Annotated in this window: 15 protein-coding genes; 11 read left to right on the top strand and 4 right to left on the bottom strand. The window is 38.6% G+C overall.

Translation table 11 applies throughout. The annotated features are described in order from the left end of the window. Positions 1-2 precede the first annotated feature (2 nt). Both VB713_RS22860 and VB713_RS22855 read left to right on the top strand, forming a co-directional pair. Complete coding sequence (locus VB713_RS22860; RefSeq protein ID WP_323313802.1) at positions 3-386, top strand: hypothetical protein; 384 nt, start codon at positions 3-5, stop codon at positions 384-386. Then, positions 379-1143 (top strand): hypothetical protein, encoded by a 765-nt coding sequence (locus tag VB713_RS22855; RefSeq protein ID WP_323313801.1) that lies wholly within the window; start codon positions 379-381, stop codon positions 1141-1143. The genes VB713_RS22860 and VB713_RS22855 overlap by 8 nt, the downstream gene beginning before the upstream one ends. A 31-nt stretch (positions 1144-1174) precedes the next feature. Here VB713_RS22855 and VB713_RS22850 read toward each other — a convergent pair whose 3' ends face one another. Continuing rightward, on the bottom strand, positions 1175-1372 hold the full coding sequence (locus VB713_RS22850; protein ID WP_323313800.1) for a DUF2281 domain-containing protein: 198 nt from the start codon (positions 1370-1372) through the stop codon (positions 1175-1177). 185 nt (positions 1373-1557) lie between these two features. Between VB713_RS22850 and VB713_RS22845 the strand changes: the two genes are divergently transcribed. The 7 genes from VB713_RS22845 to VB713_RS22815 all read left to right on the top strand — a co-directional run bounded on the left by VB713_RS22845 (position 1558) and on the right by VB713_RS22815 (position 6989). After that, positions 1558-2142: a Uma2 family endonuclease gene (locus VB713_RS22845; protein ID WP_323313799.1), complete on the top strand. Its 585-nt coding sequence runs from the start codon at positions 1558-1560 to the stop codon at positions 2140-2142. A gap of 84 nt (positions 2143-2226) precedes the next feature. Then, positions 2227-2487, top strand: coding sequence for a hypothetical protein (locus tag VB713_RS22840; protein ID WP_323313798.1), 261 nt, complete (start codon positions 2227-2229; stop codon positions 2485-2487). A 100-nt stretch (positions 2488-2587) separates the two neighbouring features. Next, positions 2588-2965 (top strand): VanZ family protein, encoded by a 378-nt coding sequence (locus VB713_RS22835; RefSeq protein ID WP_416242475.1) that lies wholly within the window; start codon positions 2588-2590, stop codon positions 2963-2965. Next, complete coding sequence (locus tag VB713_RS22830; RefSeq protein WP_323313796.1) at positions 2962-3618, top strand: class I SAM-dependent methyltransferase; 657 nt, start codon at positions 2962-2964, stop codon at positions 3616-3618. The genes VB713_RS22835 and VB713_RS22830 overlap by 4 nt, the downstream gene beginning before the upstream one ends. A gap of 272 nt (positions 3619-3890) precedes the next feature. Continuing rightward, the gene (locus tag VB713_RS22825; protein WP_323313795.1) at positions 3891-5180 is read left to right on the top strand and encodes a glucose-1-phosphate adenylyltransferase; all 1290 of its coding nucleotides are present in this window, start codon (positions 3891-3893) and stop codon (positions 5178-5180) included. Between the two features lie 111 nt (positions 5181-5291). Continuing rightward, positions 5292-5837 (top strand): AAA family ATPase, encoded by a 546-nt coding sequence (locus VB713_RS22820; RefSeq protein ID WP_323313833.1) that lies wholly within the window; start codon positions 5292-5294, stop codon positions 5835-5837. Positions 5838-5999: 162 nt separating this feature from the next. Further along, positions 6000-6989 carry a J domain-containing protein gene (locus VB713_RS22815; RefSeq protein ID WP_323313794.1) on the top strand — a complete coding sequence of 330 codons (990 nt, stop codon included), beginning with the start codon at positions 6000-6002 and terminating at the stop codon, positions 6987-6989. A 139-nt stretch (positions 6990-7128) separates the two neighbouring features. Here VB713_RS22815 and VB713_RS22810 read toward each other — a convergent pair whose 3' ends face one another. The 3 genes from VB713_RS22810 to VB713_RS22800 form a co-directional block, all read right to left on the bottom strand. Continuing rightward, a complete protein-coding gene (locus VB713_RS22810) occupies positions 7129-7818 on the bottom strand; it encodes a PEP-CTERM sorting domain-containing protein (RefSeq protein WP_323313793.1) in 690 nt (229 codons plus the stop codon). A gap of 754 nt (positions 7819-8572) precedes the next feature. Continuing rightward, entirely contained in the window at positions 8573-9109 is a 537-nt protein-coding gene (locus tag VB713_RS22805; RefSeq protein ID WP_323313792.1) for a peroxiredoxin family protein, read from the bottom strand. An 86-nt stretch (positions 9110-9195) separates the two neighbouring features. Next, a complete protein-coding gene (locus tag VB713_RS22800) occupies positions 9196-9807 on the bottom strand; it encodes a peroxiredoxin (RefSeq protein ID WP_323313791.1) in 612 nt (203 codons plus the stop codon). Between the two features lie 139 nt (positions 9808-9946). Here VB713_RS22800 and VB713_RS22795 point away from each other — a divergent pair, with 139 nt between their 5' ends. After that, on the top strand, positions 9947-12010 hold the full coding sequence (locus tag VB713_RS22795) for an amylo-alpha-1,6-glucosidase (RefSeq protein ID WP_323313790.1): 2064 nt from the start codon (positions 9947-9949) through the stop codon (positions 12008-12010). A gap of 477 nt (positions 12011-12487) precedes the next feature. After that, the gene (locus tag VB713_RS22790; RefSeq protein WP_323313789.1) at positions 12488-12928 is read left to right on the top strand and encodes a cobalamin biosynthesis protein; all 441 of its coding nucleotides are present in this window, start codon (positions 12488-12490) and stop codon (positions 12926-12928) included. Positions 12929-13014: the final 86 nt, after the last annotated feature.

Here is a 13014-nt window from a genome sequence, read left to right as displayed (position 1 = left end):
TTATGACTAGCTTCATCCACAAGGGTCATTTGGACTTCTTATCTGAAAATCAGAAGGCTGAACTAAGTAAGCATTTTATGACGGCATCAACCAATGATATGATGCCACATCAACTTGCTGTACAGTTGGGTATAAAACGCTCTGATGCTCTTGCCGTCTTAACAATTCTTGAAGATGAGGGACTCTGTGAAATGAAACTGCTTATATATCATAATTGTGAACCAGATGTACCCGCTGGTGCTATTCCATTTGGTCAAGGCTTTCCTAACTTGCCGTGGTTTTGCCCACTTTGTGAAAAGAGTGTACATGATTATAATGAGTTATCTTATGATTTAATGGCACATTTTATGCAACAACATGATTTTGTTGAATCAAGTCATGCCTAGTTCAGATGATGAAATTATTGAAGATGCTATTAAGGCATGGGAACGCGTAAAAAATAGCCCTAGCGGTATTAAATCAAATAAATTGGCTTCTTATTTGTATAAAGCAGATGATAAACTTTCTGAATATTTAGATAAATTTAAGATATTTACAGAATTAAAAAAACCCACACTCAAAGAAAAACAACAAGCTGGAAAACTGTTGGAGCAAGTTGTATTTTTAGTTTTTAAAGGACTGCAAGGAGTTCAACCAATTAAAAGTTTTCAATCAGCAGGACCTCAATATGATTTATTAATCAGTGGTAATGATCATGCTTGGAAAATGGTGTGTGAAACTTTATATCTAGATTGGAATAAGAGAGATATAGTAATTGAAGCTAAAGCTACAAAAGCTCCTTTACCACATAAACAATTTGCCCGATTATGTAGCATAATGGAGGATAATTTGAGATGTGCAGGTCTGGGGATTTTTGTTACATTAAACGGAGCAACAGGTTTTCCTAAACGAAATAGTAAAGAAAGGCAAAGAAAAGTAAGTGATTGTAGACTTCAGCAAATAATTTTTCATGCTAGAACAAATAAAATAATCATTGTTTTAGACAAGGAAGATTTATTTGAATTATCAAAAAATGGAACTTTAATTGAACTATTAATTAGAAAAATAAAAGATTTATCTGAGTTAAGTGGTCTTCCTACTGCTTCCGTCGAAAATTGGCAAGAAGATGTAGATTTACCTAATCATTTAACAATTCTTTTATGAATCTAATAGTTAAAAATTATAATATCACCTTTTATAAATCATTCCATGCTGCATCTTCCTCTGGCTTTAACCAATCTTTTTGCAGGGATAATTCACTCATGATCGTGATTTCTAGCATCTTATTTTGTTGGTGCTTGTTTTGCAAAAATCGTACAAAATCTAAGATTTCCTGTAACACAGGTTCAGGTAATTTTTCTAATTCTTGCGCTATTTGTTCTTTAACTGTCATTTGAATGTTACCCTTTCGTAATTTTCAACAGAAACCTTCATAATTGATTAAGCTATGTTCTTTGTCCTAACCGCACATATTTTTTTTCAATACAAACAAACTGCTAGAATATAATTATAACTTAGTTAGGAAATTTGTATAAGCGCCAATATAGCAAACCCATAAAATCAACAGATTAAAACATCATGACTCTTGCACAAGAAACACGTTACTATTCACCTGAAGAATATCTAGAATTAGAAGTAAACTCAGAAATACGTCATGAATATATTGATGGATTAATTATACCAATGACAGGCGGAACACCAAATCATAACCAACTTGCCCTTAATTTCAGCGGTACACTAAATTATCTTCTCAAACGTCAACCTTATCAAGTCTTTGTCACAGATCAACGTCTTTGGATTCCTGATAAAAAAATTCATACTTACCCTGATATTCTAGTCGTTAAAAATCCCTTAATTTATGAAGAAGGAAGAAAAGATACTTTAGTAAATCCTGTAATGGTAGCAGAAGTTTTATCCAAGTCTACCAGAAGCAAAGATAGAGATGAAAAATTCGCCGCTTATCGCACAATTAGCACGTTGCAAGAATATATTTTAATTGATCAATATACAATGCACGTCGAGCAATATTTTAGAACAGATAATAACAAATGGATATTTTCAGAATTTGTAGACGCAGATGAAACTTTAAACTTAGATTCCATTCCCTACCAAATCACCTTCGCAGATATTTATGATAAAGTTGAATTTAATACAGAAGAATAAAAACCTCAACTCAATCTTCCTCTCCGCGTCTGGAGCGCCTCTGCGTGAGACAATAATAATTCCAGCTACTAAAGGAGTCAAAAAATGAGTCGCTTAAATCCCTACACATTACAGTTACAAATTACCCGAATGTTTGAACAAGGGCAATCATTCTTTGCTATTACCAAAGTACAAGAATGGTTGCAAGAACGTCAACACAACCCAGCAGACTATGACATTATTTTTCATAAAAAACCCGCACCTCCAGGTTCTAAAGAAGTGATGGTAATAGAAATAGAATTAAAACGCAAAGATGGACAACCTGTAGATCCTTGGTTACAAGAACAAGCTAACCTACACGCTTAGTGAATAGCTAGATTAAAATTCCCAATATATAGCTGTGCAATTTGCGGAATGTGTAATGATATCTCTGTATTCAGCAAAAACACCTTTCAAAATTATACAAATGACAACTCATCAGCGTTGGGTTTTTGCGTTTTGGGTTTACTTGGGAATTTTACTTTCTATCTCTATTTCCGCTTACCTGCGAATAATCCCCACCGAAATAGCACAATTTCCCCATTACGATACAATTTTACATTTTCTGTTGCTGGGAATTGCTGCTTATCTCAGTCATCAAGCCTTAAATAAACGTAAGTTTAAAATATTTAATATTCCTTTACCTCTTGCACCATTCATAGTCTTATTATTTTCTATAATTGATGAGATAGTACAATCTTTTGTACCTTATCGCAGTGCTGATATTGCAGATTTAGCTGCTGATATTTTGGGTATTATTGTATTTACTTGGTTGGCAGAAAAATTTCCAAAATTACTAACATGAATAATATCAATCTTTGGACATCATCAGAACACGCTTTACGCTATTTGGAAAAAGCAGACAAAATACCCCACCGCACTGAAGGGGAAGCTGTTTTGTTAGCACAAGTTCCTCAAACTGTTAAACGCATACTTGATTTAGGAACTGGAGATGGGCGCTTATTAGCATTACTCAAAATTGACCGTCCCCACATGAATAGCATAGCAATTGACTTTTCTCCTACCATGCTAGAAGCAGTCAAACAGAGGTTTTTTGAAGATGAAACAGTGCAAGTTATCAGCCATAATTTAGATGAACCTTTACCAGATTTAGGTTTATTTGATGCAATTGTTTCTAGCTTTGCTATTCATCATCTCATCCACGAACGCAAACTTTCTTTGTATGCAGAAATTTTCCAACGTCTGGAACCAGGTGGTATTTTCTGTAACTTAGAACACGTATCTTCGTCAACACCTACGGTACATGAGAAGTTTTTACAAGCACTCGGTATCGACATAGAAAATGACGACCCCTCAAATAAACTTTTAGATGTGGAAACACAATTGGTTTGGTTACGAAAGATTGGTTTTACAGATGTTGACTGTTACTGGAAGTGGCTAGAATTAGCTCTATTGATAGGGGTAAAAGCAAAAGACACCACACACCCTATCAAATGAATCAAACGACTGATGTAGATTCTGAGCTTTAGCAGTATTTTCGTTGATACTAAGCAAAATACTGCTATTGAAATCCAGGAACAGAGATTTTGATGGAGTTTCCTGATGTATTAATACAAATGTTCTAGTATTCTCCCTGATTTAGCAACGTTATTCATTACCAACAGCATTCTCAAAAATTCCTTTGCAAGATTCTTTGATCCCCCCTTATCAGCTGCCACATACAGTCCTAAACTGTAGATGAGAGTTGAAAGGCAGTTCGGAGAAATTTTGTGAAAAAAGTCTTAGCAATCATTCTTGGTGGGGGTGCGGGTACTCGGCTTTATCCGCTAACCAAACTCCGTGCTAAACCAGCAGTACCAGTTGCTGGTAAGTACCGCTTAATAGATATCCCTGTTAGCAACTGCATCAATTCAGAAATTTTTAAAATCTATGTGTTGACACAATTCAACTCAGCTTCTCTGAATCGTCACATTGCCCGCGCTTACAATTTTAGTGGTTTCAGCGAGGGTTTTGTAGAAGTGCTGGCTGCACAGCAAACACCAGAAAATCCTAACTGGTTCCAAGGTACGGCTGATGCGGTGCGCCAGTATATCTGGTTATTGGAAGAATGGGATGCAGATGAATATCTGATTCTTTCTGGTGATCATTTGTATAGGATGGATTATCGCCAATTTATCCAGCGCCATAGAGAGACGAATGCTGATATTACTCTTTCTGTCATCCCTATTGACGATCGCCGTGCTTCGGATTTTGGGTTGATGAAAATCAATGATTCCGGTAGGGTAATTGACTTTAGCGAAAAGCCCAAAGGTGACGCTTTAGCACAAATGCGTGTTGATACTAGCATACTGGGATTGACAAAGGAACAAGCCGAAATCCAGCCATATATCGCCTCAATGGGGATTTATGTCTTTAAAAGAGATGTCTTGATCAAGTTGCTGAAAGAATCTGTAGACAAAACTGATTTTGGTAAAGAAATTATTCCTGATGCGGCCAAAGATCATAACGTCCAGGCATACCTCTTCGATGACTACTGGGAAGATATTGGAACAATTGAAGCATTTTATAATGCCAATTTAGCTTTAACTCAGCAACCCATGCCGCCCTTTAGCTTCTATGATGAGGAAGCTCCAATTTACACCCGTGCGCGGTACTTACCTCCTTCAAAGCTGCTAAATTGCCAAATCACCGAATCAATGATTGGTGAAGGTTGTATTTTGAAAAATTGCCGGATTCAGCATTCAGTGTTAGGAGTGCGATCGCGGATTGAGGCAGGATGTGTAATTGAAGAATCCTTACTTATGGGTGCAGACTTTTACCAACCATCTGTAGAACGCCAATGTAGCCTAGAACAAGGTGACATCCCTGTAGGTATTGGAACAGACACCATTATTCGCAGAGCCATCATTGATAAAAATGCTCGCATCGGTCACGATGTAAAAATTATCAATAAAGATAACATCCAAGAAGCAGAACGTGAAAAACAAGGCTTCTACATCCGTAGTGGGATTGTAGTTGTTCTCAAAAATGCTGTGATTCCTGACGGGACAATTATATAGGAGTACCGAGTACCGAGTACCGAGTGCTGAGTACCGAGTACCGAGTACTGAGTACCGAGTGCTGAGTACCGAGTGCTGAGTATTGAGTTATGAGTTATGAGGAATTGAATGATGGATCAAACTTCTAGTTATTCTTCACTCTTAACTTCTCACTCCACACTCCTAAATTTGCACTCGGTACTTAGTACTCATAACTTGGTACTCTTCTTGCTGATTGGTCTTCCTGGTAGTGGTAAATCAACATTGGCAAAACAATTACTGACGCAATGCCCCCAGATGCAGCTAATTTCTACAGATGCCATCCGGGGGCAACTTTTTGGTTCCCAAGCAACTCAGGGGACATGGTTGTTGATTTGGCAGGAAATAGAACGGCAATTTCAGCAAGCCACAACTGTAGGTATCCCCACTATTTTCGATGCCACCAACGCCCAAAGAAGAAATCGCCGTGAAATCATAGAATTAGCCCGTGATTTGGGCTTTACATACATTACAGGGATATGGGTGAGAACTCCAGTCTGGATGTGTTTAGTACGTAATCAAAAACGCGATCGCCAGGTTCCAGAAGAAATCATTTTGCGAATGCACCGTCAACTCCGGGATGCTCCCCCCAGCTTAGAAGAAGGATTAGATCGGCTGATTTGCTTTCCAGAATGGTGAGAGTACGGGAATTGCGCTGAGACTGAGAGCGAGAACCACACTTGATTTTCAATATTATTTGTTAATTTAATATCAGAATCTTTTGCCCATAATATCTGGCAAACAGTCAATCTCAATATCTTAGAAAAAAACATAACCTAAATTTTTACAGGAGGCTGGTAGATGGCTGCAACCGACTTCAAAGACTATTACTCAATTTTAGGAATCAGTAAAACTGCCACTCCAGAAGAAATTAAACAAGCTTTTCGTAAACTAGCCCGCAAGTTTCACCCGGATGTGAACCCAGGCAACAAGCAAGCAGAGGCAAAATTTAAAGAAGTTAACGAAGCTTACGAAGTTTTATCCGACCCAGATAAGCGCAAAAAGTACGACCAATATGGTCAATACTGGAAACAGGCTGGTGAAGGCTTTCCCGGAGGTGGTGCTGGTGTTGATATGAGTGGCTTTGACTTCAGTCAATACGGCAGCTTTAATGATTTTATTAATGAGTTATTTGGTGGTGCTGGCCAACGCACAGGAAAACAAAGTTACTCTTATCGCACTTCTACAAGTAGAGCAGGTGGTGGTTTTGGGGGTGTTAATGATTTTGGTTTTCAAGATGCAGGTGCTAGTGCTACCCAAGATACTGAAGCTTTAATCAGTTTAACTTTTGCTGAAGCTTTTGCAGGTGTCCAAAAACGCTTCAGCTTAGGTAACGAAACAATTGATGTTCGCATCCCTTCCGGGGCTAAATCTGGGACTCGTCTGCGGGTGCGGGGTAAGGGTCCAATCAACCCCATGACTCAACAACGGGGAGATTTGTATTTAAAGTTGGAATTGCAACCCCATTCTTTTTTCCAACTGGAAGGTGATAATTTAGTTTGCGAAGTGCTAATTACACCAGATGAAGCTACTTTGGGTGCTGCTATTGATGTACCTACACCCGATGGTAATGTAAATGTGAAGTTGCCAGCAGGTGTACGCTCTGGTCAATCCCTGCGCTTACGTGGTAAAGGTTGGCCTCTGGCTAAAGGTGGACGTGGTGATCAGTTTGTGAAGGTTGCGATCGCACCTCCAAAAGACCTCAGTCCGCAAGAGAGGGAATATTATGAAAAAATCCGGGCTATCCGTACCTATAATCCCCGCAGTCATTTAGAGCAAGTTAAATTATAATCCGCGCCTAACTGAAACAATTTCGCTAAACTAAAAGACTGCTATGTGTGTTACCTGACATAGCAGTCGTAAATTAGGGAACTGAGATTTGAGACTCTCAGCACTCTTCATATTTAATATTTACGCTTACTGAATAAATCTATCCTTTCGCTGTCACTTTATTTTGTGAGCGTTTGTATAGTGAAGTCATGCCAAAAGCACCTACTGCTAACACACCTAACATCATGTTAGATTCTGGAACACTTCTATTAGCTAATCTATAGGTGTGGTTATCTGTTTCAAAGGCAATACCTGTTGAACTCATCACGACTCGGTCAAATTTTTCGCCTGCGTCACCGACAAGATTGATAAACATATTAGCTTTAGTGCTAGTCCAGCTACCATCAGCTACAGCAGTTGGCACATCCTTGCCACTAAAAGAATTTAACAACTGATCACCGTTGTAAATTTTAATATTGTTGTAATCATCCAATGAGCCTGCATAAAAACCGAAGTAATCAACAGCTTCTTTGAAGTTAATATTGACAAACCCACTGTTACCTGCGACCTTGCTACCTGATGGAGCAATTGTTAGAAATTTTGTATCATCCCCAAGAGGTGAAGCATATTGACCAGACTTACTGCCTTGAACAATGTTAGTAGTAATATTGGAGTAGGTAACAAAACCATTTGGGTCATTTGCTGTGCCATCATCAAAGGTGACGACCTTAGTATCAGAGTAGCTAGAGAACATACCACCGCTTTTGGTCATGGTAACGGCACTAGCTGGATTTGCGCTCAGGACTACAGCAGTTATTCCGAGTAAAGCCAAGGATAATTTTTGCAGCATTCTAACAAGTAACCTCTAAATAAATATCAACTGGATGGAAACGGATTTTTTCTCTTAAAACCTAGCTATGAATAAGCTGGATTTATAAATTCAAAGACTCACAAACAAGGATTAATCTCTCTTGAAGCCCTGTGATATTATTTTGATCGTTATTGATATAAAAATATACTGTACTTATACGGATTTATTCTTAAAGATTAAGTGAAGACTATTGGCTACAATTGTGAAAGTATTTTTTAGTAGAAGATAGGATAAATTTTGTACCAGAAAGTCAGTTTATATTTATAGCTATATTTACGTAGGGTTTGCCATAAAAGTCTTTTGGTTAGGACTAGGAGTCAGGAGTCAGGAGTCAGGAGTTCAGGAGTTCAGGAGTCAGGAGTCAGGAGTCAGGAGTTCAGGAGTCAGGAGTTCAGGAGTTCAGGAGTCAGGAGGAAGAAGAAGAAAGAAGAAGGTAAGAATAGTCTCGAATGTGGTCAAGTGATCGGTTTTTGATGGTTTTCAGACTTATTCCTTGCACATTTTTCACCTTCTACTCCCCCTGAATCTCTTAATTTATAGATGTTTCAGCTTTATATGCCTAACGGCACGCTCCGCGAACAGTAAGCCCTATATAAATTTTTTTGCTCTTTCCACTTAGACAAAAATTTAGCCCTGAATTTTTGTAATTAATTCTGTAAAATTACTTAATGCACGTAGTTTGCCATGATGGATGTGCATTCAAGCGATCGCAATGCCGATTCTGCACCCTACCTTAATTAAACTGTTCCAACAATCTCTCTAAAGTTGCATTGTGATCTAAAAATGAAAATAAATGCCTATAAAGCAATTTCCCATCCTTATCTAACACAAATTGTGCTGGCAAAGGCGCTCCTAAAGCTTGTCCTACTTGATAAGTCCGAAATGTATGACAACTAGGATCGCTTAATAAGGGCATTTTTAAGCCTAAGTCTTGGACAACTATTTGACTTTGCTTTTTATCAGTACTAGTAATCATCAAAACTTCTACACCCCGATTCTTAAACTCTTCATAATTTTCATTTAAGGCTTTTATATGGGGATAGCAAAAAGGGCAATATTGTTTTTCTGTAAAAATCCGGGTAAAGGCCAGCAATACGGGCTGTTTACCTCGATAATCAGATAATTTTAAGGTGCGATTATTTGTAATGTCAGATAATTTAAAATCTGGTGTTCCTACTCCCAACCTAAATTCATCTAATGCTGGTTTTGGTAACAGGTTGCGAAAGAATCGCTCATTGAATAAGCCAGTAAAATCTGTTGAGGTCAGCATAAATAATTAAATATTAAGAATTCAGGAGTTAGGCATTAGGAGTTAGGAGTCAGGAGTTAATTCATCCTCCCTATCTCCCTATCTCCCTAAACTGCTGCGAAGTAAACTTTGGACTTGACTGGGTCGGGAACCATTGTTTTTTCTCCAGGTTGCCAACCAGCAGGACAAACTTCATCCGGGTTAGACTGAACGTGCTGAATAGCTTGTAATGTACGTAAAGTTTCTTCAACACTGCGACCAAAAGCTAGGTTGTTAACGGTGGAGTGTTGAATGATACCATCTTTATCAATGATGAATAAACCGCGCAAAGCAATACCTGCTGAGGGGTCGAGAACATTGTAAGCGGCGCTAATTTCTTTCTTGATATCGGAAACTAGGGCATAATTTAAGTCACCAACACCACCGGCTTTACGATCTGTTTGAATCCAAGCTAAGTGGGAAAATTCGCTATCAACGGAAACACCGAGAACTTCTGTGTTAAGTTTCTTAAATTCTTCGTAGCGATCGCTAAATGCTGTAATTTCGGTGGGGCAAACAAAGGTAAAGTCTAAGGGGTAGAAAAATAAAACAACATATTTACCCCGATATTCGGAAAGTTTAATCGTTTTAAATTCCTGGTCTAGCACAGCTGTTGCTGTAAAATCGGGAGCCTGCTGACCAACTCGGCGGCAGTCTACTGTTTCGTAAGTGAGCGTCATTAACCTGGTTCTCCTTTAACTTATATCCATTTCTTAGCTTGGGACTTTAGATAAGTTACAACTTACCCATCTAAGCTTGTCACAGTTTAATTACGATCTGTTACAACTATATCATACTCATAACGATTTTGAGTAGCCAATGACTGATTTAGATACTAGAGAATGGTTACTAACCAATGGCTTCGGTGGTTTTGCTAGTGGTACATTTTCGGATGTGCATACACGTACTTATCATGGTTGGCTATTTGCTGCAACAAATCCACCTTCTGGGCGCAAATTACTGTTTTCCCATTTAGAAGCCAGCTTAGAAATCCCAGGTAAAGTGATAGCACTAGGGACAAATTTTTGGGGCAGTGATCAAAAAATTGAGCCAACAGGCTATAAAATGCTACGCTATTTCGATAATAACCCAGTTCCTAAATGGGTTTGGGGTGAGGAAAACTGGCAGTTAACTAGACAGTTGGTGATGCCTTATGGGTTGCTGGGGGGAGATAGGGAGAATATATTACCAAATATCAATGCTCAAAGAATTTTGATTCAGTATTGCTATGAGGGTAAAGAAGCAGCGATTTTAAGGTTAAGACTGTTGATAGGCGATCGCGATTTTCATCAGCAGCAAAGTGAAAGCGAGAAATTACAGTTTTCCCAATTGGTTAATCCACAGCTAGTTTGTCTACAAGCGAATAATTTTGGGCAATTTGGCACACCTTGGTATTTACGCTGGACACAAGGAGAGTATCAAGCCCATGGAGTTTGGTACTGGAATTATGTTTTACCAGAAGAAACGAAACGGGGTTTATGCGATCGCGAAGACCTCTATAGTCCCGGTTATTTAACAGTTAATCTCCAACCAGGAGATATTCTCACCCTAGAAGCAAAAGTAGGTTTACCCAACCCCCAGCAACCGATTCTCTCTCCTGATAGCTTTGTAGAAGCCGTAGACGCAGAACAAGAGAGACTTTCGCAAATTTTCGGTTGGAGACTAGAAGAGGTAGGGAGCAAGGAAAGCAGGGGAGCAGGGAGCAGGGAGCAGGGGGAGAAAAACCAATCACCTATTTATCAAAAACTACTCGAAGCTAGTGACCAATTTATTGTCTATCGTGCTTCCATCGCCGGACCCACAGTAATTGCTGGATATCACTGGTTTAATGATTGGGGACGAGATACTTTAATTGCTTTACCAGGATTGACTTTAGTTACACAGCGCTTTGATTTAGCCAAAGGACTATTAAAAACTTTTGGACGTTACTGTCGTCATGGACTGATTCCTAATGCCTTTCCTGATGTTGATAGCGAACCGTTTTATAACAGTATTGATGCCGCATTGTGGTGGATTGAAACTTTAGGACTTTATTTAGAAGCTACTCAAGATTGGCAGTTTTTAGTAGAGCAATTTCCAGTTGTACAGCAAATTCACAAAGCCTTTGTTGGTGGAACTCGCTACAATATTCAACTTGATGCCACTGACGGGTTAATTTGTTGGGATGCTAATGGTGTAGCTTTGACTTGGATGGATGCGGTAGTGGGGGGATTACCTGTGACACCCCGTCGCGGTAAAGCTGTAGAAATCAATGCTCTATGGTATTCGGCTTTATGTTGGTTGAGTCAATGGGCCGAACGTTTGAGCCAAATAGATACAGGTAATTCTGTGCGTTTAACTCACCAAGTGCAACGCTATAGACAGCAAGCAGAACAGGTAAAAGTTTCGTTACAAAAGTTCTGGAATCCGCAGATAGGCTATTTTTATGATTTTATTGATCCAGATGATGGACGGAATTCGCAAATTCGCCCTAATGCTGTTTTAGCTTTATCTTTGCACCATTGTGGTTTTTCTCAACAGCAAAGTCGTCAAGTTTTGGATTTAGCAACTTCTCGATTGTTGACTCCTTATGGTTTGCGAAGTCTTGATCCTGGTGATTCAGAATATGTTGGCATCTATGAGGGAGATTCAGAAAAGCGCGATCGCTCTTATCATCAAGGTACTGTGTGGTGTTGGTTAATTGGTGCATATATCCGGGCTTGGGAACGTTTTTACCCGGAGGAAGTTTTACCTTTTGATTGGGAACCGCTAATTAATCACTTTCTCTCTGATGCTTGTCTGGGTTCAATCTCGGAAATCTTTGATGGTGATGCACCGCATATATCTAGAGGTGCGATCGCTCAAGCTTGGTCTGTGGCTGAGGTGATTCGGCATTTCAAATGATTTTATCACGCAGAGACGCAGAGAAAACCACAGGAGTATGGGCTGTGAAATTGCCTATTTTTTCTTTAAGAGTTTATGATCTAATTATGACAAGATTTACGTTAATCTACTTATAAATCGTTAAAATAAGCAAAACTCCGTCGTAACTGTTGTGAGTTTGCTACGACGGAGAAAGAAGAAATTGAAACATCAAGATGAAATGCTGACGCTACAAGGGCAGAAAAAAGTAAAAATGAAGACTTAATTTATCTTTTACCTTTGCTTTCTCCCTCGATGTTTCCTACTGTGCTAGATGTACTAAATATATCGGTTTTTGGTTTTGGCGAAAGTATTAAAATTATCAATTTTGATGTATTAAAATGCACAATTGTTGAAAATTAATCATTCCTTAGTGTGATTTTGTGCTGATTTACAAGGTTTTTACGAGATTCTATATAAAATATTAAATTTATTTGAATACCATTAAATAACTAAATTATGCAAGTAGATTTATTGTTTCTACGAGTTTTATGGGTGGGTATCGGTTGTCAAAAAGGCATTTCCTACCACTTAATTAATACTGCTATTCAGGAAGTTTTTCGAGAATATCAACTTGCTGATACTGATATAGCAGGTCTTGCGACTATTGAATCTAAAGCGTCGGAAGTTGGTTTAAGGGAATTTTGTCATATACATAATTTCCCTTTAAAAACCTTCACAGCAGAATTTTTATCTAGTGTCTGTGTTCCTAACCCTGGCAAAATTATTAAAGCGGTAGTCGGAACACCAAGTGTTGCAGAGGCATCTGCTATTCTGGCAGCTAAGGAAATTGCTGTTGACGGTGTGAGGTTATTAGTCCCCAAGCAAATTTTTCGCTTACCAGGAGAATCAGGTAGTATCACGATAGCTGTTGCCCAAGGGATTAGGGGTTTTGTTTAGAATTTATACCAATTTTTTATAAAGTTGTGCCAAATATACTAAAAACGGGTTAAAAGTGTCATTCTGTAGCTTGCTTCCCGCAGGGT

Origin of the sequence: Anabaena cylindrica UHCC 0172 (assembly GCF_034931625.1) — a bacterium.
GTDB lineage: Bacteria > Cyanobacteriota > Cyanobacteriia > Cyanobacteriales > Nostocaceae > Anabaena > Anabaena cylindrica_A.
Note: the sequence above shows the minus strand (reverse complement) of the source record. Positions and strands in the feature narration are given on the sequence as shown.